We start from the raw sequence: 24,805 nt of genomic DNA, 5'->3' as shown, positions 1-24,805 counted from the left end.
CGCCCTATTTCGGCGTCACGACGACCGGCGCCTCATCGTGCGCGACAGTCGATGCGCCGGCGGGCTGGCGCTCGACCGTCAGGGCGTAAGCGCCCGTCTGGTTGGGGCCATAGGCGCGGGCGCGGACCAGATACCAGCCGTCGTCCGGCGCGGTCCAATCCAGCTTGGCGTGGGCGTCCGACAGGCTGTCGTCATCGGTCGCCAGGCTGGAGAAGTCGCCATCGTCATCGACCCGGCCCAGATCGATGAAGGAATCGAAGGCGTTCGAAACCATGGTGATCCGCAGCTTCTCATCCTTCTTGGCCTGGAACCGGTAAGCGTCGAAATAGGCTCCTTCGTCGCTGAGGGCCGCGCTGTTGGACAGGGTTCCGCGCACAGTTCCACCAACCAGCAGGCTGCCTGGCTTGGGCTCCGGCCCGCGATCCAGCAGTTCGAGCGAATACAGCCCCTTGCCGTCCGCGCTCAGCGGCGAGGCCCGCACCACATAGTCGCCAGCCGACGGCAGGGTGAAGTTCAGGCGCGAATCCGTGCCTTCCGCCAGGCCGTCGTCGTCGCTGGCCAGAGCCTCAAACGTATCGCCAGCCTCGCCGATCTCCAGATAGGCGTCGAAATCGCCCGAGCGCAGGATCGCCTGGACGCGCTGCCCCTCCGTCCCGCTGAAGACATAGGCGTCATAGCGTTTGCCGTCGTCGCCCTGGGGGTCCTCGTCCGTGATCTCGCCTTCGACCTTCTGCCCGAATGTCGCCGGCGTGGGCGGAGGCGGCGGCGCGGTTTCGGTCAGCTTCAACGTATAGTCGCCTTCGGCCTCGTCGCTGAAGCCGCGCGCCTCGATGATATAGTCGCCGTCGGCGTCCAGGGTGCGGGCGATGCGGGAATCGGTGCCCGATCCGGCGCCGTCGTCATCCTCGGCCAGCACGGAATCGTCCGACGCGCGACGCAGGGTCAGATAGGCGTCGAAGTCGCTGGACTTCATCTCGATGGCGACGCGCTGGCCGTTCGTGCCGGTGAAGCGATAGGTCTCGGCGCGCTGGCCATTGTCGTTGGTGGCGCTGTCCGAACCCAGCTCGCCCTTGATCTCGTCGCCCACGGCGATCGGCTTGGACGGCGGGGCGGGCGGCGCCTCGGCCAGACCCACCTCATACCGACCCAGGCCGTCTTCCAGCGAGGTTGCGCGGATGATGTATTCGCCGGCCGTCGGCGCCGTGAAAGTCAGGCGCGAGTTCAGCCCGCCGCCAGGCGCATCGTCGTTGGAGCTGATCTCGACGAAATCGGGACCGTTCATCCGCCCGACCCGCACCAGGGGATCGAAGGCGCTGGAATCCAGGGTCACGACGAACCGGTCCCCGGCGTTGGCCCGGAAGGCGTAGGCGTCATAGCGGCCGCCATCCTCCTGCTCAGGATCACGGGCGGTCAGTTCGCCGCTCTGGGTCGCGCCAAGGCGGATTCCGCCGGCCCGCGGCGCACGCGGCGCGGCCGGCCGTTCCTGCAACGACAGGCGATAGTCGCCGCCGTCCAGCCCGCTCAGCGTCCTGGCCCGCAGGACATAGGCGCCGGCCCGCTCGGGCGTGAAGCGCAGCCGGGCATCCGTGCCTTCTTCCAGCCCGTCGTCGTCGGTCGCCAGCGGCTCACCCTCGGCGCCTTCCGCATAGATCGCCAGAAAAGCGTCGAAGGCGTCGGACCTCAGAATGGCCTCCAGCCGCTGGCCTGCGCGTGCGTCGAACCGATAGTCATCATAGCGATATTCGTCGTCCGCCGCCTTGCCGTCGTTGCCCGTTAGGGCGCCGTTTACCGTCGCGCCAATTCGCAAGGGCTGGGCGTCCTGGGCCAAAGCCGGCGTGGCGGCCCACAGAAGGGCGACGGTGCTGACAGCGGCGGCAAGAGACGGACGATTTATGAATTCCTCCAGCATTGGACGCGGATCATAGACGCCGAACCGTGACGGCTGTAAATCGCCGCCATCCTGATTTACCGCCAGACGGAGCTGCCATGTCGGCCCAATCCACGCCTGCGACCCTGATCGACGGCAAGGCCTTTTCGGTCGCCCTGGTGGAGCGCGTCGGCGCGGCCGTAGCCCGACTTGAGAGCGCACACGGCGTCAAACCCGGCCTGGCCGTCGTCATCGTCGGTGAAGATCCCGCCAGCCAGATCTATGTGCGCAACAAGGGCGAGACGACCCTGCGCGCCGGGATGCGGTCCGACACCCACCGTCTGGCTGACACGACCAGCCAGGACGAGCTGCTGGCCCTGATCGCCCAGTTGAATGCAGACCCGGGCATCCACGGCATACTGGTGCAGCTGCCCCTACCCAACCACATCGACGCCTCGGTGGTGCTGGACGCCATTTCTCCGGACAAGGACGTTGACGGCTTCCATGTCGTCAATGCGGGGCGTTTAGCCGTCGGCCTGCCGGGCCTGGTCCCCTGCACCCCGCTAGGCTGTCTGATGCTGCTCAAGGATCAGTTGGGCGACCTGTCGGGTCTGAACGCCGTGATCGTCGGCCGCTCCAACATCGTCGGCAAGCCGATGGCCCAGCTTCTGCTCGGCGAGAGCTGCACCGTCACCGTCGCCCATTCGCGCACGCGCGACCTGCCCGACGTGTGCCGTCGCGCAGATATCCTGGTCGCCGCCGTCGGTCGTCCCGAGATGATCAAGGGCGACTGGATCAAGCCGGGAGCCACCGTCATCGACGTGGGCATTAACCGCGTCCCCTCGGCCGATCCCGTCAAGGCCGCCGAGGGCAAGACGCGCGTCGTCGGCGACGTGGCCTTCAAGGAGGCGGTCGAGGTCGCCGGTCGCATCACCCCTGTGCCGGGCGGCGTCGGCCCCATGACCATCGCCTGTCTGCTGGCCAACACCTATTCGGCCGCCTGCCGCATCAACAATATCGAACCGGAGCCATTGGACGCTTGATGCATTCAAAGGGCCGGTGAATAGTCCCGCCAGACGGCGCTATCGCCGACTGGGAGATGTCATGGTCCGCTTCAACGCTCGCGCCGTCGCTCTGACCGGCGCTCTGATGATCGTCCCCGCCGTCGCGGGCTGTGGTTACAACACCATTCCGACCAAGCAGGAGCGCGCCGAGGCGGCTTGGGCGGACGTGCAAAGCCAGTATCAGCGCCGCGCCGACCTGGTGCCCAATCTGGTCGCCACTGTCCAGGGTGCCGCGATCCAGGAACGCACCACCCTAACGGACGTGATCAACGCCCGCGCCCGCGCCACATCTGTCAACGTTTCGGCCGACGATCTGGATAACCCCCAGGCCTTCCAGCAGTATCAGGAGGCCCAGGGCCAACTGTCCGGCGCCCTCTCGCGTCTGCTGGTCACGGTCGAAGCCTATCCCCAGCTTCAGGCCAACCAGAACTTCCTGACCTTGCAGTCGCAGCTGGAAGGCACCGAGAACCGCATCGCCATCTCGCGCCGCGACTACAACGAGGCCGTCCGCGACTACAACACCACCCTTCGCACCTTCCCGCAGGTGATCTGGGCCAAGACCCTGCATGGCGGGTCGCAGCCGATGCAGCTGTTCACCGCCACCGCCGCCGCCCAGTCCGCGCCTCAGGTCAACTTCAACCTGAACGCCCCGCCCGCCAACGCCTCGGCGCCCGGCGGCGGCGCACCCACCGTGGCGCCGGGCGCGACCCCACCCGCCCAGTGACAAACCTTCAAGCGGCGGTGCGGCGTCCGACGGGCCTCGCCGCTCTCCTCTTGGGGCTGGTCGCAGCGTTGCTGTTCGTCTTTCCGGCGGCAGCTCAGACTAAATTCGACTTCCCGCCACTGACCGGCCGCGTGGTCGATCAGGCCAATCTTCTCGATCCCGCGACGGAACAGGCCCTGACCGAAAAGCTGGCGGCGCTGGAGGCCAGCTCCACGGACCAGTTGGTCGTCGTCACCGTCAACAGCCTCCAGGACCAGGAGATCGAGGACTACGGCTATCAGCTGGGTCGCGCCTGGGGCATTGGTCAGAAGGAAAACGACAACGGCGCCCTGCTGATCCTCGCCCCCAACGAACGCAAGGTCCGCGTCGAGGTCGGCTATGGGCTGGAGCCGATCCTGACCGACGCCTTCTCGTCCCAGATTATTCGCGACGACATCCTGCCGTCGTTCCGCGACGGCGATTACCAGGCGGGCGTGGTCAAGGGCGTGGACGCCCTGATCGCCCAGCTGTCGCTCGATCCCGCAGAGGCGCAGGCCCGCGCGCAGGCGGCTGCGGCTCAGCAACAAGACACCACGGGCGAATCCATCATCCCGATCGTCATCATCGCGGCCATCTTTCTGTTCATGTTCCTGATCGCCATGCGGTCCGGGCGCGGGCGGCGCAGCAACGTCGGATCCGTGCTGCTTTGGGCCGCTTCCGAAGCGCTGCGAAGCTCGGGGCGTGGCGGCGGCGGTGGTTTTGGCGGCGGTGGCGGTGGATTCGGCGGCGGGGGCGGCAGTTTCGGCGGCGGCGGCGCCTCAGGGGGATGGTGATGCAGATCACAGACAGCGACCGCGCCCGGATCGCCGAGGCCATCTCTGCGGCCGAGCAGCAGACCTCCGGCGAAATCTTCTGCGTCGTTTCGCGACGCGTGTCCGCCTACGTCGATGTCAGCCTGGCGTGGGCGGCGGCGATGGCGCTTCTGGCGCCCATCGTCTTCATTCCCTTCGTGCTGGATTTCCGTTGGCCCGGCGACGGCTGGGAGGCCGCGCATCAGGTCGCGCAAGACGCCACCACCGGCCAGGCCCTGGCCCTCTACGCCCTGTCCCAGGCGGTGGTGTTCGTGGGCGTCTTCCTGTTGACCCGCATACCCGCCGTTCGCCGTTTGGCGACGCCTCCAGCCATTCGACGAGCGCGAGTGCGTGAGGCCGCCTTGCAGCAGTTCCTGGCCCACGGCGTCCATGTCACCGAGAAACGCACCGGCGTCCTGATCTTCGCGGCCCTGGACGAACAGCAGGTCGAACTGATCGCGGACGAAGGCATCTACGCCAAGGTGGACGAAGACGCCTGGGCACAGGCCGTCGCCGTGCTGACCCGAGAACTGCGCGCCGATCGTCCGGTCGAAGGGTTTGCAGCCGCCGTCGGCCTGTGCGGACAGGTGCTGGCCCGACACTTCCCGCCGCGCCCCGACAACCCCAACGAACTGCCTGATCACCTGATCCTGCTCTGATCGTCGTATCGGGGTCGCAATCGCGCGCCAGAAGGCCTAGCCCACGGTCAACGTCCAAGAACCGACACGTCCATGCCTCGCCTTCTCACCTATAATGTCCATCGCTGCGTCGGCACCGATCGTCGGCTGGATGTCGACCGGATCGTCGCAGTTATCGGCGAATATGAGCCGGACATCGTCTGTCTCCAGGAACTGGACGTCGGTCGCCTGCGCACCGGCGGCGTGGACCAGGCCGAGGCCATCGCTGCCGGCCTGTCGATGAGTTCTCGTTTTCATCCCGCGATGCAAGTCGAGGCGGAGTTGTATGGCGACGCCATTCTGACGCCCCATCCCGAACGCCTGATCCGCGCCGCCGCCCTGCCGACGGTTTCCGGCATTCCGGGCCTGGAGCCGCGCGGCGCCATCTGGTCCGAGATCGAGATCGACGGGACCGCCATCAACGTACTGAACACGCACCTGGGCCTGGTCCCGCGTGAGCAGCGACTTCAGGCGGCGGCCCTGGCGGGCTCCGGCTGGGTGGGGGGCTGCACAGGTCCGACCCTGCTGGCGGGCGACTTTAACGCCACCTCAATCACCCGCCCCTATCAGACCCTGTGCCGCAGCCTGCAGGACTGCCAACGCCAGCTCGGCTTGAAGCCCAGCGTCAAGACCTTCCCCTCGGCCTTCCCCGCCATCCGCATCGACCACTGTTTCGTCAGCCCCGAGATTCGCATCCGTGCGGTGCGGTCGGCTTTCTCACCCTTGGCGCGTGTGGCTTCTGACCATCTGCCGCTGATCATCGACTTCGAGGTGATTCAGCCCGGCGCCTGACCGCCCTCGGATGCCGGTCGGGTGCGGTGCGATCGGTTCAGGCGCTTCCATGGTCGCCAGGCGTCCGTCGAAGAGGTCGGATCGCCCAATTGCCATTCCGCGAACATTCGCTGGATTCGCGTCGGCGGGTCCGAGCCCAAAGGCTTGAGCCGGTCCGTCTCGAAGCTGCAGATCGCGGCCCCCACCGAACCATACACCCCTTCCACCGCCGCATAGTCCTCGGTCGCGACGCCGAGCCAGTGGGCGATGGTGCGATGGCGATGGGCGGTGATGACCGCCCGTCCGGCCTCATCAATCGGCTCGGCGGCGATGTCGCATTCGGTATCCAGCCCCATGGAACGATTGTTCAGATTGGTCGACCCGATCCTGAGCAGCCGGTCGTCGATGATCGACACCTTGGCGTGGACGATGATCCTGTCGCCATCCTCCGTCAGCGGGGCGAAGGCGAAGAAGCGGTTGTATTTATCGGCCTGCTCCAGCCGATGCAGCACCTCGGCCCGGGCCGTGTCCATGGTCATGCTGTCGAACCAGCTGGGGCTCTTGGCTGTGGAAATCACAATGATCTGCGGCCCATCCACTTCTGCCAGCCGTTCGGCGAGGGCTGCGGCGATGACCGGCGAGGTGAAATACTGGTTCTCGAAATAGATCAGCCGTTTGGCGCGGCGAATGGACTCCAGATGCAGGGCCTCGCTTTCACGCACCTCGTGCCGCCCGGACCATTTCGGCTCGGTACGGGCGATGCCGACAGGCACGTCGGTCATCTGCACCGGCACGCCGTCTGGCCAGGGATCGCCCTCGACCTCGTCCGGGATCGTCCGTTCCCACGTCGCCTTGAACCAGCGTTCGCGCGCCAGATCGCCCAGCGCGCGCGCCGCCGGGCCATCCATCACACTCATCACCTCATGCCGCGCCTTGCAGATCACGCCGCTGGGCAGGGCGCGGCGCGGGTCGCCGTCCAGATGTTCCTCGGTATCCCAGCGGTCAGTCGAGATGTCGCCACCGCCACAGAAGGCCACCTTGTCGTCGATGACCACCACCTTCTGGTGATGGCAGGCGCCGATGGGACCGGGCGAATCCAGCCGAAACTCCACCATCCGTTTGCGGAACCAGCGTTGCGCCTTGTGCGGATAAAAGCCCTGCGACGCCGCGATCAGCAGAGGCGACTTCCAGATCAGCAGCCGCACGTCCAGATCCGGCTTCTTCTTCACCATCATCCGCAGTTGGCGACCGATCTCGGCCGACTTGTCGCCGGGCCGCGTCTCAGGGTCCAGATGCGTGCGAGGATCGAACTGCCAGCCCAGCAGGACGATGGACCGCTCGGCCTTGTGCAACGCCGACGACAGGGCGTCGAAATAGGCCTCGTTCTCCATCAGCACGGAAAAGCGATGCGCGACCGCAGATGTCCACAGGCCCGGGCCGGGCTCCAGCAAACTGCCGTCGTAACTGTCGCCGCCTTGCGTCATGCGACCCATCTGCCTGATTCGCGTGACACGGTGTCGGAGCGCCTGCATCCTCCGTTCCATGCACGTCGCGTCGGGTCAATCTTTCAGGGCGGGATTGTGACGTCCGCCCATTGAGCGCATAAGGAGCGTAGCCATACGGGCTGCGAGGGAGGGTAGAATGCAGGCGCTTGTCGAACTGATCGCTGGCTTCATCGCCGTGCTTGCCGCCGTCGTCCTGTCCCAATTCGGCGTCGACACCCACACGCCGAATCATGCCGACCGCGAAGTGCGCCGCGTCGCTGAATGTCATGACGCCGGATCGCACGCCACGCTGCTGCCGGAAACTTCGCGCGACTGCTGATCGCAGCCACCTCACGCGCTTCGACGACGGCGTTCATCGACAGGTTGCGGACTTGAGTCGGTTTCGTCCGCACCGATCATGCTCTAGGGTTTACTCGGCGCTGTCGGACGCCCGCGTAGAGATCGAGTTTTAGAGCTGATGAAGTCTCCCAAACGGCCGCCGCTGAAGCTGACCGACGACGAGGTCGTTGCGCCCGTCGAACTGTCGACCCCGGACGCGGCGCCGTCCGACGACGCGACGTCAGAGATCGAGCCCATCCCCGAGCCCGATTTCGAAGTCATTCAGCCGACGTTCGAGGCGGCTGCGTCGGAGGCGCCTCCATTCGAACCGCCCATGTCGGAGCGCCGTCGTCGTCGCCTGCTGGAGGAGCAACGTCTCGCCGAGGAACGCGCCTTGGCCGCCGAACGCGGACCCGCCGACCCGGAACCGATGGCTCCGCCCGAATTGACCGCAGAGCCGATGCCGGAATCGACCGCCGCCGTCGAAATGGCCGTGGCCGCCGGGAAGCCGCCTACGACTTTCGAACTGTCCACACCGCCTGCGGTGAAGACCGTCGCCGCCAAGAGCCAGGCCGAACCGTCCGGCCGTCACGCCTATCTGATTTCCGGCATCGCTTCGGCGCTGTGGATCGGCGGCGTCGCCTCCTGGGCCGCCTATGAGTTCGGCGCCGGCGGTGCGGAGCTGGATCCGCTGCGGATCGCCATCTACGTCTTGATCGCCCTGGCGCCCGCTGGCCTGGCCATCATGCTGGCTCATGCGGTGCGTCAAGGCGCGAGTCTGGCCGCCGAGACCCGTCGCGCCCGGCAACTGGCCGAAGCCCTGGTCGCCCCGACCGCCTTGGCCGCGCAACAGACCGGCGAAGTCCTGCAGTCGCTACGATCCGACATCGACCATGCCGCCCTGGCGGCCGAGCGCGCCCGCAACGACATGGCCCTGCTTCGCGAAGCGCTGTCGCAAGAGACGACCCGCCTGAACGAGGCGGCCGAGAACGCCGGCCGCACCGCCCGCCGCCTGACCGAGAACCTGGGCCGCGAGCGCGACCAGATGCAGACGCTGGGCCTCCATCTGGACACCCAGGCGTCCGGCGTCATCGACGCGGTCGAGCGCCAGTCGCGCATGGTCGCCGACGCCTCCGACTTGGCCCAGGCGCAACTGCGGGAGGCCGAGGCCGCGCTTGCGGCCCGCGCCGCCGATCTCGCCGCCGCCGCAGGCGAGGCTCAGGACGCCGCCCGCGTCGCCTCAGACGATCTGGCGCGCCAGACCATTCGCCTGGAAAATGCAGGCTCCGGCGTCGCCGAACAGATCCAATCGGTCGAAGAAGGCCTGGGCCAGCAACGCGCCGCCCTGGTCACCGCCGCCTACGCCCTGCGCACCGATCAGGAGGACTTCTCCGCCCAGGTCGAAAGCCAGCGCGCCCAACTGGTCGAGCACCTGTCGGCCACCCGCAGCGCCGCAGGCGACCTGGATCGCACGTCCCAGACCTCGCTCGAGTCGATGCGCGATCTGGTCGAGGCCGCCGCCGACCAGTTCCGCGCCCTCGTGGACATGTCTCAACGCGAGGCCGACGGTTTCGATTCCGCCACCAAGGTCGCCCTGGATCGCTTCGAAGCCCTCGCCGCCGAGGCGCGCGACGCCCTGATGGAAGAAACCCGCCGTGCGTTAGAACAGATGCGCGCCACGGCCGAGGATTCTCGCGCCGCCGCCGCCGACGCCGCCGAACAGGCCCGGCTGCGCACGGACCGACTGGGCGAATCCCTGTTCGACGCCGCCCAGAAGGCCGATCAGGCCGCAGACGCCCGCATCGCGGACGCCCGGCGCATCGTGGGCGAAACCTCCGGCCTGGTGGACGAGGCCGGCGAGCGGATGGTCAATCGTCTGGAGACCCTGGTCGGACGCCTCAACTCGGCCCTGTCCGAGATCGACACCGCCGTCGCGGACATCGACGAACGGGCCTCGCGCCTGCCGCAGGAAGCTCGCGCCCGCGCCGACGCCGTGCGCGCCACGGTCGAGGACGGCCTGGCCTCCTTGTCCGCCGCCTCTCGCAAGGCCGCCGAGGACACCGAGGCGCTGGATGTCGGCTTCCAGGAACGGGTGCGCCGCAACTACGACATGCTGACCGAGGCCGTGCGGCTGATGGGCGTGGTGTCGGGCGACGCCTCTCCTGCCCGCCGTCGCGAGCCGACGCCGGAACCCGAGCCTCGTCCCGAACCGCGCGCCTCGCGCTCAGGCCCGCCGCCCGTCGAAGAACGCAAGTTCGGCCTGCGCAGCCGCCTTCGCCTTGAGCCCGCCGACACGCCGCGCCCGGCCTCGGACGACCGCCTGGACTGGAGCGATCTGGTGTCCGGCGCCGACGAAGACGAGGCCCCGCTGGAACTGGACACCCTCTCCCCTTCGCCCGCCGAGGCAGAGGCCCTGTCCGACCGCGTCGCCGCCGCCATCCGACGTATGGGCGTGGATCCCAACGCCCTGCTGCCCCGCTCGCGCGTCGAAGAAGCGGCCCGGGCAATCAGCAAGGGCGATCCCGACGCCGCGCGCCAGATCGTGCGCCGCGTCGCCCCCGCCGCCGTGCGCAGCGTCTCTCGCCGCGTGCTCAGCGACGCCGAACTGAGGGCCGACGCCGAACGCTATGTTCGCAACTTCGCCGTGATGCTTTCGGCCTCGGCCCGCGCCGGCGACAGTGCGGCCGTCCAAAGCAGTCTAGCCTCCGACAGCGGGCGCGCCTTCATGTTGCTTGATGCGGCCGTGGGCGACCTGGGTTAAGGATCATCAGGGCTTGACCGCGTTCGGAAGTTACAGCCTCCTGCGCTTCACCGAACTGTCATGGATGGGGCTATGGCCGGCACGATGAACGAAATCGACGGCCCTGCGAGCGTTGACCGCCGCCCCGGCATTATTATCTGCGCCTATGACGGCGAGGACGCGGGTTGGGACCTAGTGGAAGATCTGTCCGGCGAGATTTGGAGCCCCGTCGGCGCACGCGCCGTTCCCATCGCCGCCGCCGATCCCGATGTGCTGGCATCGATGCTGGCTGCGCGCCTGGGCAGCGGCGAATGTCGCGCCGTCTTGCTTGTCGGGCGCACGCACAAGGGCGACAGCTTCCGCGTCCAGATGCGAGCCGAAAACCGAACACTCGACTACAAGGGCCGCCTGTCACGCACAGGCCCCGGCATCGCCCGCACCACTGCTCCCGTCGCCGACATGGTGCGCGCCCTGACGGCTGCCGGCCTCACGGCCGACGCCTCATCCGAGGCCGAGGAAGATGTCGGCTCCTACCTCCTCTATCGCGTCCTGTCCGATATGCCGGATGGCCCGCTGACCCCCTCCGTCGGCCTGCTGCGCGCGCCTGCCCCGGCTAATGAGGCCGCCTTGCGCAAGGGCATCAAGGCCGCCGCTTCCGCGATGGCCAGCCATCTGACGCCTCTCCCTCGCGCCGGTTAACCTTTTCGGATCGCAGACATTCGGGATTCGCCGGTCTAGGGTTCTCGAATGATCGTGAGTCGCAACCTGATCCTCTTCGCCGCCCTGAACGGCGTCCTGGCCATAGCCTTGGGCGCCTTCGCCGCTCATGGCGCGGGGCCACAGGTGAAGTCCCTTCTGACCACCGGCGCCCAATACCAGTTGGTCCACGCCGTCTTCGCCTTCGGCTGCGCCCAATGGGTCGCCGGCGGTCGGATGGCGTGCCTGGCCGGCTGGCTGGGCGCGGTCGGGGGGCTGGTCTTCTGCCTCTCCCTGGCCCTGATCGCCTTCCTCAGTGTCCCCGCCTTCGGTGCAGTCGCCCCGATCGGCGGCCTGCTGATGATCGCCGGCTGGGTCTGCCTGGCCATCGCCGCGCTTCGTTCCTAACCACTTCGTTCTCGCAGAAAGACCGTCCCTTCATGGCCTTCCCTACGCCCGCCGAGCCGCGTCGTGTGCTCCACCCCGAGATCGAATCCTACGCCTCGGGCTGGATGACGACCAAGGGCGTGCACGAAATCTATTACGAGGAATCCGGCAATCCCCAGGGCCTGCCCGTCCTGGTGCTGCACGGCGGACCGGGCGGCGCGGTGAACCCCGGCATGCGGCGCTTCTTCGACCCCGCCATCTATCGCATCATCATGTTCGATCAGCGCGGCTGCGGCCTGTCGCGGCCCCACGCCTCGCTGGAGGACAACACCACCTGGACCCTGATCGACGATATCGAGCGGCTGCGGGTGCTGTGCGGCATCGACAAATGGGTGGTGTTCGGCGGGTCCTGGGGTTCGACCCTGTCGATGGCCTACGCCATCACCCACCCCGAGCGTGTCATCGCCTTGCTGCTGCGCGGCATCTTCCTGCTGACGAAGAAGGAGTTGCACTGGTTCTACCAGGATGGCGCTTCGATGATCTTCCCCGACGCCTGGGAACGTTTCGTCGCCCCCATCCCCGAGGCCGAGCGGGGTGACCTGATGGCCGCCTATTACAAGCGTCTGATCGGCGACGACGCAGCCGAACGCGAACGCTGCGCGGTCGCCTGGTCGAGCTGGGAGGGCGAAACCGTCAGCGTCGAGGGCCCCAATGCCCGCCCCGACAAGTTCGCCGAGCCCGACTTCGCCGTCGCCTTCGCCCGGATCGAGAACTGGTTCTTCACCAACGCCGGATTCTTCGAGGAAGACGGCTGGCTGCTCAAGAATGTGGATCGGATTCGTCACATCCCATGCTGGATCGCTCAGGGCCGGTTCGACGTGGTCACGCCGATCTCGGGCGCCTGGGCTCTGCACCGCGCCTGGCCAGAGGCGCATCTGGACATCGTCTGTGACGCCGGCCACGCCTCGTCCGAGCCGGGCATCGTCGACAGCCTGGTCCGCGCCGCCGACTGGGCCGCAATGCTCTAGACACGAAAAGGCCGCCGCGCCGGACAGCGCGGCGGCCTTTTCATTCCGACTTCAGAACCGCTTTGTTGCGCGGTCGTCGATGCTCCACGCACCGGGACCGGCCGTGAAAATGTAGAGGAAGACGAAGCAGAACAGGATGGCCGCGTCCCCGCCATTCACGGCCGGATAAGGGTCGCGCGGGAAGTGGAACATCCAGTATGCCACCGCCATCTGTCCCGCAGCGATGAAGGCCGCTGGACGCGTGAACAGGCCCAGGATCAGCAGCAGGCCGGTAATCACCTCAATCAGGCCGCCGATGCCGAACAGGGACAGCAGCTCCTGCTGACCCGGCTCGGCCCCGACCGGAAAGCCGAACACCTTGACGACGCCATGCGCCAGAAACAGCAGGCCGGCGACAATTCTCAGCGCCGCCAGCGCGCGAGAAGACCAGCCATTCACTTGATTGAACATTCTCATTCCTCGGTTGTCGGTGCGGACTTCACGGTCGGATCAGGTCCGACCGTGAAGCTTGATCCTAAAATCAGGCGGCGTCCACCAGAACGATTTCCGCGTCCGACAACGCCTTGACCGTGACGACATCCTCCTGGGCGATGGCTGCGCCGTCGCGGGCGTTCAGCTTGACGCCATTGACCTCCACCTCGCCCTTGGCCGGAACCAGATAGGCCCGACGGGTCGCACCCAGCGGATAGTCGGCGGTGTCGCCGGCCTTCAGCGTCGCCGCCACGATACGGGCGTCGGTGCGGATCGGCAGGGCGTCTTCATCACCCTCGAAGCCCGAGGCCAGGACCACGAACTGGCCCGAACGCTCGCCCTTGGGGAAGGGCTTGGAGCCCCAGCTAGGGGCCTCGCCGCGTTTGGTCGGCTCGATCCAGATCTGGAATATCCGGGTCAGGTCCGGCTCAGCATTGTATTCCGCGTGGCGGATGCCGGTGCCCGCGCTCATGACCTGAACGTCGCCGGCCTCCGTGCGGCCCTTGTTGCCCAGGCTGTCCTCATGGGTGATAGCGCCTTCTCGGACATAGGTGACGATCTCCATGTCGGCGTGCGGATGGGGCGGGAAGCCCGTTCCAGCGGCGATCTCGTCATCGTTCCAGACCCGCAGATTGCCCCAGCTCATCCGCTTGGGATCATAATAATCAGCGAAGGAGAAATGGTGTTTGGCGTTCAGCCAGCCGTGGTTGGCGCCGCCAAGGGATTCAAACGGTCTGCGCTCGATCATCGAACTCGTCCTTTCGCGTCGGAACCGTCCGACGCCTTTGCTTGACGCCAAGATAGAGATCGGCGAACGAACAGAAATAGAAACAATCGAAACTCATCGTTTCCCAACGCGGAGCCGCCCATGTCCCGCCTGCCCGACCTGGAAGCCTTGGCCATCTTCGCCAAGGTCGCCGACAGCCAATCCTTCTCCGGCGCCGCCGAGACCCTGGGCCTGTCCAAGGCCACTGTGTCCAAGGCGGTGACGCGGCTGGAGCAGCAGCTTCGCACGACCCTGTTGCACCGCACCTCGCGCCGGTTCGCCCTGACCGACGCGGGTCGAACCTTGGCCGCACGCGCTGCCCATATGCTGGCCGAGGCCGAGGGCGCGGTGTCCGAGGCGCTGGACATGTCCGTCACACCGCGCGGCCTGGTGCGTCTGGCCGCGCCCATGTCGTTCGGCATGGCCTATGTCGCCCCGGCGCTGCCCGAGTTCCTGGCCACCCATCCCGATGTGTCCATCGACCTGCACCTGTCGGACGAGGTGATCGATTTGGTCGGCGGCGGGTTCGACTGCGCACTGCGGATCGCAGCCCTGGCGGATTCGTCGCTGACGGCGCGCAAACTGCGGCCGGTGGCGCGCGCCTTGGTCGCCTCCCCGTCCTATCTGGAACAACGTGGTCGCCCGACCCACCCCGACGACCTCGCCCGCCATGCCTGCCTCGGCTATGCCTATATGCCCAGTCGCGACACCTGGCGGTTCAGCAATGACGCGGGCGAAGAGGTGGTGGTGCATCCGCGCGGGCCGCTGAGGGCCAACAACTCCGACGCCCTGACCGCGTCGCTGTGCGCGGGTCTGGGCCTCTTTCCCCAGCCCGATTTCATCTACTGGAAGGATGTCGCTGACGGATATCTGGAGACGGTCATGACCGACTGGCGTCTGCCGCCCATCGCGCTGCATCTGGTGGCGCCCAGCGGCGGACCGCGACCCGCACGGGTCACGGCCTTCATGGATTATCTGGCCGCGAAGTTCAGCGGGCCGCTGTGGCCCGGAGACACCGTTGGACGCTGAGCGTCAGCCGCACTTCACTTCGCGCACGATGCTGGTCGCCTCGTCATAGACGAAGTTCACCCGGTTCTCGCGATAGTCCATCGTCGCCGCGCAGGTGGTGCAAAGGACGCGGAAGGTCTGGCCCTCAGGCGCGGCAGGGATGGTCGAACGGTTGCGCCCGACGTAGCTCTGATACTCCTCGACCTTGCAGGCCTTGTAGGCAGTGTCCGACCCGGGCGTGGGATCGACAGTCTGCATCGGCGCACAGGCCGACAACGCCAAGGCGGCGACAGCCGCCAGTGTGCTGAGAAGGGTCTTCATGATCGTCTCCCTATGGGCGCGGCCGACTAGCCGCAGCGAACCTGTTCGATGACGCCGGTCTGTTCGTTGTAGAAGATGTTCAGCCGAAAGGCTGAAAAATCCTGCGTCACCGGGCAGGTGGTGCAGGTCACACGCCGGTTGACGACGTCCACCGGAACCGGGATTTCGGTGCGCGACTTGCCGACAAGATACTGCATCTCGCCAGCCTTGCAGACGTCATCGGTTTGCCCGGTCGGCATGCGGCTGCCGACGGGCGGGTTCATCTGCGCCTGTTCCACAGCGCGCGGCGCAGGCGCATCGGCGACAGGCGTCGAACAGCCCGCTAGCAGGACCAGTCCGATCAGCCCGCCTTTTCCCAGCGCCCTTCGTCGGTCTGACGCCAATAGGCCAGGTTTGCGCCCTGGTCCTTCAACGTCTTCCAGCGTCCGCGCGCGTGCTGCAGGGCCGGCTCGTCCCGACCGTCGAAAATAATGAAGCATCGTTCGAACCCTTCCGTCGCGCCCAGTTCTGCGTCGTCAACGATGAACAGCGCCTGAGCGCCGTTCAGGTTCTCTCCCGATTCGCTCAACAGCACAGGCTGACGGTCGGCATTGGGCTGATCCGCCCGGCCGTGCGGCAGGAAACTGTCGTCGCGAAAGGTCCACAGCGTCTCGTCGACCTCGTCCAGCCGATGCGAATGCGACGACTTGATCAGCGCCCGCCAACCCCGCTCGATCGTCTTGTCGAGCAGGGTCGGCAGCACCTGGTCAAGCGTCGACCGCTCCAGGTGGTAGAACCAGATTTCGGGCTTATCGCTCACCCGGCTCTATCTCCGGCGATCAGGCTTCGTAGGTGTCGGTCACCATGCGATCCAGCGTGCGCACGGCGAAGCCGACGCCGCCTTCCGGCACGGTGGGGCTGGGGCTCTTGTTGGCCCAGGCGGTAGGAGCGATGTCCAGGTGCGCCCAAGGAACCCCGTTGGTGAAGCGCTGCAGGAACAGGGCAGCGGTGATCGAGCCGCCGGCGCGGCCGTTGCCGGTGTTCTTCACATCGGCGATCTTGGAATCGATGTGCTGCTCGTAGATGGCCGGGATCGGCATGCGCCAGAAGTTCTCGCCGACCTTCGTCGCCGCCGCCAGGATCGGATCGGCCACATCGTCGGAGTTCGAGAAGACGCCTGCGTAATCCAGGCCCAAGGCCACGATCATGGCGCCCGTCAGGGTCGCCAGGTCGATCATGAACTTTGGCTTGAAACGCTCCTGCGTGTACCAGAGGGCGTCGGCCAAGACGAGGCGACCCTCGGCGTCGGTGTTGATCACCTCGACCGTCTGACCCGACATCGACACCACCACGTCGCCGGGACGCTGGGCGTTGCCGTCAGGCATGTTCTCGACCAGGCCCAGCACGCCAACGACGTTCGCCTTGGCCTTGCGGCTGGCCAGGGCGATCATGGTCCCGGTCACGGCGGCCGCGCCGCCCATGTCCCACTTCATGTCTTCCATGCCGTCGGCCGGCTTGATCGAGATGCCGCCGGTGTCGAAGCAGACGCCCTTGCCGACGAAGGCCAGCGGCTGACCGCCTGCCTCGCCGCCATTCCACTTCATGATCGCCAGTTGGCTTTCGCGACGGCTGCCTTGGCCGACACCCAGAAGTGTGCGCATGCCCAGCTTCTCCATCTCGGCCTCGCCGAGGATCTCGACTTCCAGGCCCAGGCTCTCCAGCGCCTTGACGCGCTTGGCGAACTCGGCCGGATACAGGACGTTGGCGGGCTCGGACACCAGGTCGCGCGCGAAGATCACGCCGTCGGCGACGGCCGACAGCGGCTCAAGCGCGGCCTCTGCGGCGCGCAGGTCCGAGGTCACGACGCGGATCGCGGTGATTGAAGGAATCTTATCCGGCTTCTGCGTCGTGCGATATTTGTCGAAGCGATAGGCGGCCAGACGCGCGGCGAAACCGACGCGGGCGGCCTGTTCCGGCGCCAGGTCCGAGGCGTCGATGGTCAGAACCTCGGCGCCCGACAGTTTCACGGCCGCATAGGCATTGCCGCCAAAGGCCTCGACCGCCAGGTCGTCCAGCTTGTCCTTGGCGCCCGCGCCGACCAACAAAACCGTATCGGCGTTGACGCCGGCGGGCGCGGCGACGCTGAGGCTCTGACCGGACTTGCCGGTGAAACGGCCCTTGCCGGCGGCCTTGGTCAGGGCGCCGCTAGTCTTGGCGTCCAGGGCGGTTCCTGCCGGCGTAAACGCACGGTCTTCAAAAACCGGAACCGCCAGAATCTCGGCGGCGTCCACGGCGGCGACGAACTCGATCTTCATTCAAACAACTCCAGCCAGGCCCCACCCGGCGTCTGCAAAGGCAAAAAGACAACGGCGCGTCTGCTTGTCGCGGACGCGCCCTCATGTGCTACTAGATGCGCCTCAATATCGCCGCCTGCAACCGGGCGAAGTCCAACCGCCCATGAACCTGATTCAAAGATACCTTTTTCGCCAGATCCTTTTCCCCGTGGTCGCCGCCTGCACAGCGCTGGCGGGAATCGGAATTCTGAGCCAGAGCCTCGACCAACTCCAGGTCATCGTGGAGCGTGGCCAGAGCGTGTGGGTCATGATCAGATTGACCCTGCTGGCCCTGCCGCAACTGCTCGCGGTGATTCTGCCGATCGGCCTGTTCGTCGGCGCCCTGATCGCCCTGACGCGGCTGCAGCGCGAGCAGGAGCTGACGGCGGCCTTCGCCGGCGGCATGACACGCTGGCAGGTGATTTCACCCGCCGCCCGCATCGCCGTGCTGGTCGCCCTGGTCACCCTGCTGGTCAACGTCTTCATTCTGCCCTGGGCGCAGCAGGAGGCCCGGCGTCAGGCCTTCGACATCCGCACCGACCTCGCCGCCCTGCTGGTCGAGGAAGGCCAGTTCGTCCAGGGGCCTGACGGCCTGACCGTCTATGTGCAGCAGATCGAACAGAACGGCTTGCTGAAGAACCTGTTCGTCTATCTGGACGACAAGGAGAAGGTCACGACCTGGAATGCGTCGGAGGCCCGGTTCAGCCGTGACGCAGGCGGGACGCCGGTCCTGACCATGCTCGACGGCTCGGCCCAGCGCTACTCGTCGGGCGGCGTGCTGGAGACCCTGTCGTTCGGCCGATACGACTTCTCGCTCGCCCCCTTCGTCGGCGTCACAGACACGATCCGTTATAAGCCGACGGACCTTTATCTGCGCCAACTGCTGAACCCGACGGCCAAGGTGATCGAAGTCGCCGGATCGCGCGGCGAATTGCTGGCCGAGGCCCATTCGCGCCTGTCTTCGCCGCTCTACGCCCTGGTCGCCATGGCCCTGGCCCTGTCCGCCATTCTGGGCGGCGCCTTCAGCAGGACCGGCTATACGCTGCGAATCGCCAAGGCGGCGGGTCTGTTCCTGCTGCTGCGAGTCATCGGCTACGGCCTCGTCGCCGCCAGCGCGTGGAATGGCTGGATGAACATCCTCCAGTATGTCGTGCCCCTCATCGCCATCGCCATCGCCTTGCGCGTGCTGTTCCGTGCGCTCAAGCCCCGACGCAGCCGCACCTCGGCCGCCCTGCGCGGTCTGAAAGCGAAGTTCGCATGACCGCCGCCTTCGCTTCCGCCCGCCGCTCGCCGCACATCCCGCGTCTCGGTGGGATCGAACGCTATGTGCTGGTCCAGCAGCTCAAGTCACTGGGCGTGGCCCTGGCCGTGATCTCGGCCCTGGTCATGCTGATCGATTTCGTCGAGGTCTCGCGCGGGGTCGGCTCGGCTCAGGACCTGTCGGCGGTGCGAATCTTCGGCCTGGTGCTGCTGAAGTCGCCGTCGGTGATCGTGCAACTGATGCCTTTCGTCTTCCTGTTCGGCACCCTGTCGGCCTTCATCAGCCTGAACCGACGCAGCGAACTGATCGCCATGCGCGCCGCCGGCGTGTCCGCATGGCGCTTCGTCCTGCCCGCGGCCGGCATGGCCTTTGTTTTGGGCATTCTGACCGTCACCGTCCTAGGCCCGATGGCCTCGGCAGGCGACGGCCTGTGGCAGCGCGAGCGCGCCCGCATTTCCGGCACGGCGCCCGGCGGCGATCCCAAAGAGGCGATCTGGCTGCGCGAAGGCGACGACCAGCGTCAGATGATCATCCGCGCCGGACAGCAGGACCGCGCCAACGCCCGCCTGCTGAACGTCAGTTTCTTCATCTACACCACCGCACCCGGCGGCGGCCGCACCTTCTCGGAACGGATCGACGCCAAATCGGCCTCGTTGAATGCGGGAGCCTGGCGGCTGACCGACGCGGTCGGCGCCCAGATCGGCCAGCGCGCCGTGACCTATTCCAGCCTGACCCTGGTCTCCAGCCTGGCCGACGAAGAAGCCTTCGACCGCTTCGCGCGCCCGCAATCCACGCCCTTCTGGTCTTTACCGAACCAGATCAGCCGCATCGAGAATGCCGGCTTCACCTCCACGGCCTATCGACTGCGCTTCCAGCAACTGTTGGCCACGCCCCTGGTGTTCGCCGCCATGTCGATTCTGGCCGCCGCCTTCTCGCTTCGGCTGATGCGTCTGGGCGACCTGGCGCGGATGAGCGTGGCGGCTGTGGTGCTCGGCTTCGCCTTCTTCTTCCTGAATCAGTTTTCGTCGGCGATGGGATCTGCCGAGGTCGTGGCGCCCTTTGTCGCCGCTTGGCTGCCACCCGTTCTGACGGCGCTCGCAGCCTTTACCTTGCTGTTCTATACCGAAGACGGCTAATCGGGCGCTCGCTTCTCAGAATACGGATGGCCTATGCAGGGTGATCGCCGCGATCGGCGCTTCAACGCTTTCAGAGCAAGGCTTCTCGCCGGCGCGGCCGTGGTCGCCTGCGCGCCCTTCGCCACGCCCGTCCTGGCCCAGACGACGACTCCGGCTGCGACCGCGCCCTCAGACGGCTTACCGCCCGAAGCGGTTTACGTTGATTCCGACAACGCCCGTCGCGAGGGCGACAACATCATCGTCAGCGGCACTCCCGAGGATCGCGCTTATGTTCGCACGCGCGGTCATGTGCTGCGCGGCGAGAACCTGTCGTATGACTTGAACGCCGGGTCGGCCACTGGCGAGGGCGATGTCGAGGCCATCGCGCCCGACGGCACCGTCGTCTACGCTAGCCGGCTGGAGCTCGACAAAGATCTGACCACCGGCGTCGCCGTCGATTTCTCCACTCGGCTGTCGAACGGCGCCAGCCTGATGGCCGCCACGGCCGTCCGCCGCACCGAGACCGTTAGCGAACTGAACTACGCACGCTTTACCCCCTGCCCGATCTGCGACGCTGACGGACCGCGCCGTCCCACCATCTCGATCCAGGCGGAAAAGGTCGTTCAGGACGAGCAGCTTCGCGCCATCCTGTATCGCAACGCCGTCTTCTACATCGGCCCGGTGCCGGTCTTCTACACGCCCTTCTTCGCCCACCCCGACCCGTCGGTCGAGCGGGCCTCGGGTTTCCTGGTGCCCATCGTCAATTACGACGAAGGCCGCGGCGTCTCGGTCGAGGTTCCCTACCTGCACGTCGTATCGCCGTCTGAAGACTGGCTGATCAGTCCCCAGATCAACACCTCGGTCGCGCCGCTGCTGAACCTGCAATGGCGCCGCCGGTTCGCCAACGGCATGATCGTGGCGCGCGGCGGCTATACCTACGCCCGCGAGTTCGGCGATTTCGATCTGGACGGCGACGGCGACTTCGAAAGCAACGTCGATTTCGGCGACCGCAAGAGCCGTAGTTATCTGCTGTCGCAGGGCGAGTTCGACCCCGACGGCCCCTGGCGCTTCGGCTTCACGGCCGAGCGGACCTCGGACAAGACCCTGTTCGACCGCTACGATGTCCGTTCGCCCTATCAGGACAACGGCCTCTACTACGGCGACCGCCGTCGGCTTATCAGCCAGATCTACGCCGAGCATCAGACCGACCGCTCCTATGTCTCGGTCGCGGCCTTCTCGATCCAGAGCCTGCGCCTCGACCCGGCTTTCTCTGCGAACGACTTCCGCGACGCCAACGGTTTCAAGGTGTTCGAGAACGACGACACCCTGCCCCTGGTCGCGCCGCTGATCGACGCCCGCTGGGAACCGCACGAACTCGTCCTTGGCGGACGTCTGCGCCTCAAGGGCTCGGCCGTTTCGCTTTACCGCGACGCCTTCGTCGGGGCTCCGATCCTCAACCCTGAAATCGTGCCCCCCATCACCACCGGCCTCAGCGGCGTCGATAGCCGCCGCATCACGGGACAGATGGAATGGCGTCGCACCGTCATCCTGCCGGTCGGAATCCGTGTCGAGCCCTTCATCGACACCCGCGTCGATCTCTATTCCATGTCCGACCTGCCCCCGATGCTGGGGATCGACAGCGACGCGACCGTCAGCCGTTCGCGCCTCAGCGCCGGCGTGGATGTCAGCTACCCATTGATCAAACGTGTCAGCGACGCCGACATCATCCTTGAGCCGGTCGGCCAACTGTCCGTCTCCAACAAGGTCAGCCTGGATCGTCGCATCCCCATCGAGGACTCCCAGGTCCTCGAACTCGACGAATCGTCCCTGTTCCGCATGGACCGCTTCTCGGGCTACGACCTGCTTGAAGGCGGCGTTCGCCTGACCGCCGGCGGTCGCGCCACGGTGCGCTGGGCCGAGGGTCGCAAGGCCAGCCTGTTCATCGGCCGCAGCTATCGCTTCGACCAGCAGGACGACTTCCGCACCTCCATCCCCGACGATCCCACGCGCCTGTACGATCCGACGGGTCTGGCGGCGCAGACCTCCGACTGGGTCGTTCAGGGCGACTTCTCGCCGTCGGACCGCATACGCAGCTGGGTTCACGCCACCGTCGATGCTTCGGGCGAAGTTCGGCGCGCCGAAGCGGCTGTCGATGGCCGCTGGGGCCGTCGCAACCTGGCGGCCGTCAGCTACATTCTGGATCGATCGAACCCTGTCGATGGGTCGCTGAACCGCAACTATGAGTTTATCCAGTTGGCGGGCCAGCAGTTCGTCTATGGCAACTGGGGCGTCGCCGTCGCCGGCATCGCCGATCTGGACGAGAACGAGATCACCCGATCCGAAGTCGGCGTGCTCTTCGATGACGATTGCCTGCGCTTCGAGCTGGGCTATCGTCGCGACAACACCCGCGCGCGGCCGGGCGGCCCGTCGGAAGGCATCTATGTGCGCCTAAACCTCGCCACTTTCGGAGGTTCAGGTTATGGACAGGGCGATATGCGTTGAGCATGACGCTGTACGGGGCGCGACCGCCTGCCGGCCTGGCTGGCGGACCGCTGTGAGGAATCAGGACGACCAATGGGTTTGATGCGTTATTCGACGGGGGCTGCGCTCGCGGCGTTCCTGCTCGCCGGTTCTGCCCATGGTCAGACGGCGCCCGCACCCGTGCAAGCGCCTGCGCAAGGTCCTGCCGCCGGCGCGCCTAATCCGGCAGGTGAAGAGGCGCCCGCCGCCGCTCGCGCCGAGCCCCAGTTCGAGATGGCCGACGGCATCGTCGCCACCGTCAACGACACCATCATCACGGGCTATGATCTGCGCCAGCGGATGCTGATGCTGATCGCCTCGTCCCAGGTCCAGCCGACCGAGCAGAACCTGCCCGCCATTCAGCAGGCCGCGCTCAACGCCCTGATCGAAGATCGCCTGAAGAACCAGGAGATGGCCAAGTTCGAGACGCTGAAGGTCTCGGACGAAGAGGTCGATGGCGAAATCGCCGAAATGGCGCGGGCCGCCGGTACGGCGCCCGCCGCCTATCTGCAGTTCATGCAACAGGGCGGCATCCAGCCCGCCGCCTTCCGCGAGAACCTGCGCACCCAGATCGGCTGGGGCCAGCTGATTCCCGGCCGTTTCAACAGCCGCGCTCGCCCCAGTACCCTGCAAGTCGATCAGGAGGTTCGTCGCCTGAACGAGGCTGCGTCCAAGCCGCAGTTCCTGATTGGTGAAATCTACATCGACGCCGCCCGTGTCGGCGGCGCCCAGGCGGCCCTGAACGGCGCTCGCCAACTGGTGCAGCAAATCATCGGCGGCGCGCCGTTCCAGGCCGTCGCACAACAGTTCTCGTCGGCCCCCTCCGCCAATGCGCGCGTTCCCGGCGACGCCGGCTGGGTGGTGAAGGATTCGCTCCAACCCGCCGTTCAATCTGTGCTCGAACAGCTTCAGCCGGGACAGTTGTCCAACCCCATCGTTGTCGATGGCGGCGTCTATATCCTTTACCTCCGCGACAAGCGTGACGGCGCCTCGACCAGCCTGGTCTCGCTGCGTCAGGTCATGGTTGAACTGCCTGAAACCGCCTCAGAAGCCGATGTCGCGGCCGCCAGCGCCAAGCTGGAATCGATGCGGACCGGCCTGACCTGCGACAACATCATCTCACAGGCGCGTGCGACCGAGGGCGTCCTCGGCGCCGACCTGGGCGAATCCGACGTCGCCAACCTGGCGCCGCAGTTCCAGCAGTTCGCCCGCACTGGCGAAATCGGCACGGTTTCCACGCCGATCCGCACACCGCTGGGCCTGCATCTGGTCGCCGTCTGCGGTCGTCGCGTGGGCGGCCCGGAAGCGCCGAACCGTCAGCAGGTCGAGAACCGCCTGCGCTCTCAAAATCTGGCCGTGCTGGAGCGTCGCTACCTGCGTGATCTGCGCAGCGACGCCCTGATCGAGTTCAAATGACCCCAGCGGTCGCCCCTCTGGTCCTGACGCTCGGCGAACCCGCAGGCGTTGGGCCAGAGATCGTGGCCGCCGCCTGGAAGACCCTGAACGCCCAAACACTCGCTTTCGCCGTCATTGGCGACGCTGATCTCTTGCGGGCCCAGGGCGTGCCGGTGACCGAGGTCGATCTGCCCGGTGACGCCCACGGCCGGTTCGCCTCGTCCCTGCCGGTCATCCACCGCCCCCTGCCCGTACCGGTCGAAGTTGGAAAGCCCGACCCAGCCAACGCCTCCGCCGTCGCGGACGGGATCGAGGAAGCTGTCAGCTTCGTCCTGTCTGGCGAGGCGTCCGGCGTCGTCACCGCCCCCATCGCCAAGGCGCCGATGTACGCCTCGGGATTCCGCTTTCCCGGCCATACCGAGTTCATCGCCGAACTGACCGCCGATGCGCCCTACGCCGGCACGCGCGGCCCGGTGATGATGCTGACGGCGCAAGACCTGCGCGCCTGTCTAGTCACCATCCATGTGGCGCTGGATCAGGTCCCGGAACTGGTGACGGCCGAGCGCGTCACCCGCACCGCCCGCGTCGTCCACGAAAGCCTGAAGCGCGACTTCGCCATCGCCCGTCCGCGCCTGACCATGGCCGCCCTGAACCCGCACGCCGGAGAAGGCGGCGCCCTGGGGCTTCAGGAGATCGACATCCTGATCCCGGTCGCCCAGCAGCTCCGCGCCGAGGGGATCGACATCACCGACCCCAGGCCCGCCGACACGATGTTCCACAACGAAGCGCGCGCGACCTATGACGCCGCCATCTGCATGTATCACGACCAGGCCCTGATTCCGGTCAAGACGCTGGACTTCTGGGGCGGCGTGAACGTCACCCTGGGCCTGCCCGTCATCCGCACCTCGCCCGACCACGGGACCGGTTTCGACATCGCGGGCAAGGGCATCGCACGTCCCGACAGCCTGATCGCCGCCATTCGTCTGGCATCGGAGATGGCGGCGGCCCGCGCCGCGCGCTAACAGGGCG

Annotated in this window: 24 protein-coding genes; 16 read left to right on the top strand and 8 right to left on the bottom strand. The window is 66.7% G+C overall.

All coding sequences use genetic code 11. From position 1 onward, the window contains the following. Positions 1-4 precede the first annotated feature (4 nt). A complete protein-coding gene (locus ACZZZD_RS02325; RefSeq protein WP_463432286.1) occupies positions 5-1,909 on the bottom strand; it encodes a PPC domain-containing protein in 1,905 nt (634 codons plus the stop codon). 77 nt (positions 1,910-1,986) lie between these two features. Between ACZZZD_RS02325 and folD the strand changes: the two genes are divergently transcribed. The 5 genes from folD to ACZZZD_RS02300 all read left to right on the top strand — a co-directional run bounded on the left by folD (position 1,987) and on the right by ACZZZD_RS02300 (position 5,954). Further along, positions 1,987-2,910 (top strand): bifunctional methylenetetrahydrofolate dehydrogenase/methenyltetrahydrofolate cyclohydrolase FolD, encoded by a 924-nt coding sequence (gene folD, locus ACZZZD_RS02320; protein WP_463432284.1) that lies wholly within the window; start codon positions 1,987-1,989, stop codon positions 2,908-2,910. 61 nt (positions 2,911-2,971) lie between these two features. Continuing rightward, on the top strand, positions 2,972-3,655 hold the full coding sequence (locus ACZZZD_RS02315; RefSeq protein ID WP_463432282.1) for a LemA family protein: 684 nt from the start codon (positions 2,972-2,974) through the stop codon (positions 3,653-3,655). After that, entirely contained in the window at positions 3,652-4,467 is an 816-nt protein-coding gene (locus ACZZZD_RS02310; protein ID WP_463432280.1) for a TPM domain-containing protein, read from the top strand. Before ACZZZD_RS02315 ends, ACZZZD_RS02310 begins: the two co-directional genes overlap by 4 nt. Next, on the top strand, positions 4,467-5,144 hold the full coding sequence (locus ACZZZD_RS02305; RefSeq protein ID WP_463432278.1) for a TPM domain-containing protein: 678 nt from the start codon (positions 4,467-4,469) through the stop codon (positions 5,142-5,144). Before ACZZZD_RS02310 ends, ACZZZD_RS02305 begins: the two co-directional genes overlap by 1 nt. A gap of 72 nt (positions 5,145-5,216) precedes the next feature. Continuing rightward, positions 5,217-5,954: an endonuclease/exonuclease/phosphatase family protein gene (locus ACZZZD_RS02300; protein ID WP_463432276.1), complete on the top strand. Its 738-nt coding sequence runs from the start codon at positions 5,217-5,219 to the stop codon at positions 5,952-5,954. Here ACZZZD_RS02300 and ACZZZD_RS02295 read toward each other — a convergent pair. Further along, complete coding sequence (locus ACZZZD_RS02295; RefSeq protein WP_463432274.1) at positions 5,939-7,417, bottom strand: phospholipase D-like domain-containing protein; 1,479 nt, start codon at positions 7,415-7,417, stop codon at positions 5,939-5,941. The genes ACZZZD_RS02300 and ACZZZD_RS02295 overlap by 16 nt on opposite strands. 157 nt (positions 7,418-7,574) lie before the next feature. Here ACZZZD_RS02295 and ACZZZD_RS02290 point away from each other — a divergent pair, with 157 nt between their 5' ends. The 5 genes from ACZZZD_RS02290 to pip all read left to right on the top strand — a co-directional run bounded on the left by ACZZZD_RS02290 (position 7,575) and on the right by pip (position 12,607). Continuing rightward, positions 7,575-7,757 (top strand): hypothetical protein, encoded by a 183-nt coding sequence (locus ACZZZD_RS02290; RefSeq protein WP_463432272.1) that lies wholly within the window; start codon positions 7,575-7,577, stop codon positions 7,755-7,757. A gap of 138 nt (positions 7,758-7,895) precedes the next feature. Continuing rightward, the gene (locus ACZZZD_RS02285) at positions 7,896-10,517 is read left to right on the top strand and encodes a tipN (protein ID WP_463432270.1); all 2,622 of its coding nucleotides are present in this window, start codon (positions 7,896-7,898) and stop codon (positions 10,515-10,517) included. 72 nt (positions 10,518-10,589) lie between these two features. Then, positions 10,590-11,195: a hypothetical protein gene (locus ACZZZD_RS02280; RefSeq protein WP_463432268.1), complete on the top strand. Its 606-nt coding sequence runs from the start codon at positions 10,590-10,592 to the stop codon at positions 11,193-11,195. A gap of 48 nt (positions 11,196-11,243) precedes the next feature. Continuing rightward, positions 11,244-11,600: a DUF423 domain-containing protein gene (locus tag ACZZZD_RS02275; protein WP_463432267.1), complete on the top strand. Its 357-nt coding sequence runs from the start codon at positions 11,244-11,246 to the stop codon at positions 11,598-11,600. 32 nt (positions 11,601-11,632) lie between these two features. Further along, positions 11,633-12,607, top strand: a complete 975-nt coding sequence (gene pip / locus ACZZZD_RS02270; protein WP_463432266.1) for a prolyl aminopeptidase — start codon at positions 11,633-11,635, stop codon at positions 12,605-12,607. A 51-nt stretch (positions 12,608-12,658) separates the two neighbouring features. On the opposite strand, the gene ACZZZD_RS02265 is transcribed toward pip, so the two are convergent. Both ACZZZD_RS02265 and ACZZZD_RS02260 read right to left on the bottom strand, forming a co-directional pair. Continuing rightward, a complete protein-coding gene (locus ACZZZD_RS02265; protein ID WP_463432265.1) occupies positions 12,659-13,057 on the bottom strand; it encodes a DoxX family protein in 399 nt (132 codons plus the stop codon). Positions 13,058-13,127: 70 nt separating this feature from the next. Continuing rightward, a complete protein-coding gene (locus ACZZZD_RS02260; protein WP_463432264.1) occupies positions 13,128-13,826 on the bottom strand; it encodes a pirin family protein in 699 nt (232 codons plus the stop codon). Between the two features lie 120 nt (positions 13,827-13,946). On the opposite strand from ACZZZD_RS02260, the gene ACZZZD_RS02255 reads away from it, so the two are divergent. Continuing rightward, entirely contained in the window at positions 13,947-14,873 is a 927-nt protein-coding gene (locus ACZZZD_RS02255; RefSeq protein ID WP_463432263.1) for a LysR family transcriptional regulator, read from the top strand. Positions 14,874-14,876: 3 nt separating this feature from the next. On the opposite strand, the gene ACZZZD_RS02250 is transcribed toward ACZZZD_RS02255, so the two are convergent. From ACZZZD_RS02250 to ACZZZD_RS02235, 4 genes are all read right to left on the bottom strand, one after another. Then, a complete protein-coding gene (locus ACZZZD_RS02250; protein WP_463432262.1) occupies positions 14,877-15,173 on the bottom strand; it encodes a hemolysin in 297 nt (98 codons plus the stop codon). Positions 15,174-15,199: 26 nt separating this feature from the next. After that, complete coding sequence (locus ACZZZD_RS02245) at positions 15,200-15,436, bottom strand: hypothetical protein (protein WP_463432261.1); 237 nt, start codon at positions 15,434-15,436, stop codon at positions 15,200-15,202. Positions 15,437-15,513: 77 nt separating this feature from the next. Then, positions 15,514-15,972 (bottom strand): DNA polymerase III subunit chi, encoded by a 459-nt coding sequence (locus tag ACZZZD_RS02240; RefSeq protein ID WP_463432260.1) that lies wholly within the window; start codon positions 15,970-15,972, stop codon positions 15,514-15,516. 19 nt (positions 15,973-15,991) lie between these two features. Further along, positions 15,992-17,467, bottom strand: coding sequence for a leucyl aminopeptidase (locus tag ACZZZD_RS02235; protein ID WP_463432259.1), 1,476 nt, complete (start codon positions 17,465-17,467; stop codon positions 15,992-15,994). 142 nt (positions 17,468-17,609) lie between these two features. On the opposite strand from ACZZZD_RS02235, the gene ACZZZD_RS02230 reads away from it, so the two are divergent. The 5 genes from ACZZZD_RS02230 to pdxA all read left to right on the top strand — a co-directional run bounded on the left by ACZZZD_RS02230 (position 17,610) and on the right by pdxA (position 24,798). Next, positions 17,610-18,746 carry an LptF/LptG family permease gene (locus tag ACZZZD_RS02230; protein ID WP_463432258.1) on the top strand — a complete coding sequence of 379 codons (1,137 nt, stop codon included), beginning with the start codon at positions 17,610-17,612 and terminating at the stop codon, positions 18,744-18,746. Next, positions 18,743-19,882: an LPS export ABC transporter permease LptG gene (gene lptG / locus ACZZZD_RS02225; RefSeq protein ID WP_463432257.1), complete on the top strand. Its 1,140-nt coding sequence runs from the start codon at positions 18,743-18,745 to the stop codon at positions 19,880-19,882. The genes ACZZZD_RS02230 and lptG overlap by 4 nt, the downstream gene beginning before the upstream one ends. Before the next feature lie 33 nt (positions 19,883-19,915). Then, positions 19,916-22,363 carry an LPS-assembly protein LptD gene (locus tag ACZZZD_RS02220; protein ID WP_463432256.1) on the top strand — a complete coding sequence of 816 codons (2,448 nt, stop codon included), beginning with the start codon at positions 19,916-19,918 and terminating at the stop codon, positions 22,361-22,363. Positions 22,364-22,435: 72 nt separating this feature from the next. Then, entirely contained in the window at positions 22,436-23,797 is a 1,362-nt protein-coding gene (locus tag ACZZZD_RS02215; protein WP_463432255.1) for a peptidylprolyl isomerase, read from the top strand. After that, positions 23,794-24,798 carry a 4-hydroxythreonine-4-phosphate dehydrogenase PdxA gene (pdxA, locus tag ACZZZD_RS02210; protein WP_463432253.1) on the top strand — a complete coding sequence of 335 codons (1,005 nt, stop codon included), beginning with the start codon at positions 23,794-23,796 and terminating at the stop codon, positions 24,796-24,798. The genes ACZZZD_RS02215 and pdxA overlap by 4 nt, the downstream gene beginning before the upstream one ends. Positions 24,799-24,805: the final 7 nt, after the last annotated feature.

This window comes from Brevundimonas sp. AC546 (assembly GCF_979258305.1).
This window is presented reverse-complemented; position numbering and strand designations above follow the sequence as displayed.

Bases quoted from the DNA above. Each gene is read 5' to 3' on its own strand.
- ACZZZD_RS02245 (WP_463432261.1), bottom strand. From the start codon at position 15,436: ATGAACCCGCCCGTCGGCAGCCGCATGCCGACCGGGCAAACCGATGAC.
- ACZZZD_RS02230 (WP_463432258.1), top strand. From the start codon at position 17,610: ATGAACCTGATTCAAAGATACCTTTTTCGCCAGATCCTTTTCCCCGTG.
- pip (WP_463432266.1), top strand. From the start codon at position 11,633: ATGGCCTTCCCTACGCCCGCCGAGCCGCGTCGTGTGCTCCACCCCGAG.
- ACZZZD_RS02235 (WP_463432259.1), bottom strand. From the start codon at position 17,467: ATGAAGATCGAGTTCGTCGCCGCCGTGGACGCCGCCGAGATTCTGGCG.
- ACZZZD_RS02250 (WP_463432262.1), bottom strand. From the start codon at position 15,173: ATGAAGACCCTTCTCAGCACACTGGCGGCTGTCGCCGCCTTGGCGTTG.
- ACZZZD_RS02325 (WP_463432286.1), bottom strand. From the start codon at position 1,909: ATGCTGGAGGAATTCATAAATCGTCCGTCTCTTGCCGCCGCTGTCAGC.
- ACZZZD_RS02295 (WP_463432274.1), bottom strand. From the start codon at position 7,417: ATGACGCAAGGCGGCGACAGTTACGACGGCAGTTTGCTGGAGCCCGGC.
- ACZZZD_RS02290 (WP_463432272.1), top strand. From the start codon at position 7,575: ATGCAGGCGCTTGTCGAACTGATCGCTGGCTTCATCGCCGTGCTTGCC.
- ACZZZD_RS02280 (WP_463432268.1), top strand. From the start codon at position 10,590: ATGGCCGGCACGATGAACGAAATCGACGGCCCTGCGAGCGTTGACCGC.
- ACZZZD_RS02260 (WP_463432264.1), bottom strand. From the start codon at position 13,826: ATGATCGAGCGCAGACCGTTTGAATCCCTTGGCGGCGCCAACCACGGC.
- ACZZZD_RS02265 (WP_463432265.1), bottom strand. From the start codon at position 13,057: ATGTTCAATCAAGTGAATGGCTGGTCTTCTCGCGCGCTGGCGGCGCTG.
- ACZZZD_RS02220 (WP_463432256.1), top strand. From the start codon at position 19,916: ATGCAGGGTGATCGCCGCGATCGGCGCTTCAACGCTTTCAGAGCAAGG.
- folD (WP_463432284.1), top strand. From the start codon at position 1,987: ATGTCGGCCCAATCCACGCCTGCGACCCTGATCGACGGCAAGGCCTTT.
- ACZZZD_RS02275 (WP_463432267.1), top strand. From the start codon at position 11,244: ATGATCGTGAGTCGCAACCTGATCCTCTTCGCCGCCCTGAACGGCGTC.
- ACZZZD_RS02255 (WP_463432263.1), top strand. From the start codon at position 13,947: ATGTCCCGCCTGCCCGACCTGGAAGCCTTGGCCATCTTCGCCAAGGTC.
- lptG (WP_463432257.1), top strand. From the start codon at position 18,743: ATGACCGCCGCCTTCGCTTCCGCCCGCCGCTCGCCGCACATCCCGCGT.
- pdxA (WP_463432253.1), top strand. From the start codon at position 23,794: ATGACCCCAGCGGTCGCCCCTCTGGTCCTGACGCTCGGCGAACCCGCA.
- ACZZZD_RS02215 (WP_463432255.1), top strand. From the start codon at position 22,436: ATGGGTTTGATGCGTTATTCGACGGGGGCTGCGCTCGCGGCGTTCCTG.
- ACZZZD_RS02315 (WP_463432282.1), top strand. From the start codon at position 2,972: ATGGTCCGCTTCAACGCTCGCGCCGTCGCTCTGACCGGCGCTCTGATG.
- ACZZZD_RS02300 (WP_463432276.1), top strand. From the start codon at position 5,217: ATGCCTCGCCTTCTCACCTATAATGTCCATCGCTGCGTCGGCACCGAT.
- ACZZZD_RS02305 (WP_463432278.1), top strand. From the start codon at position 4,467: ATGCAGATCACAGACAGCGACCGCGCCCGGATCGCCGAGGCCATCTCT.
- ACZZZD_RS02285 (WP_463432270.1), top strand. From the start codon at position 7,896: ATGAAGTCTCCCAAACGGCCGCCGCTGAAGCTGACCGACGACGAGGTC.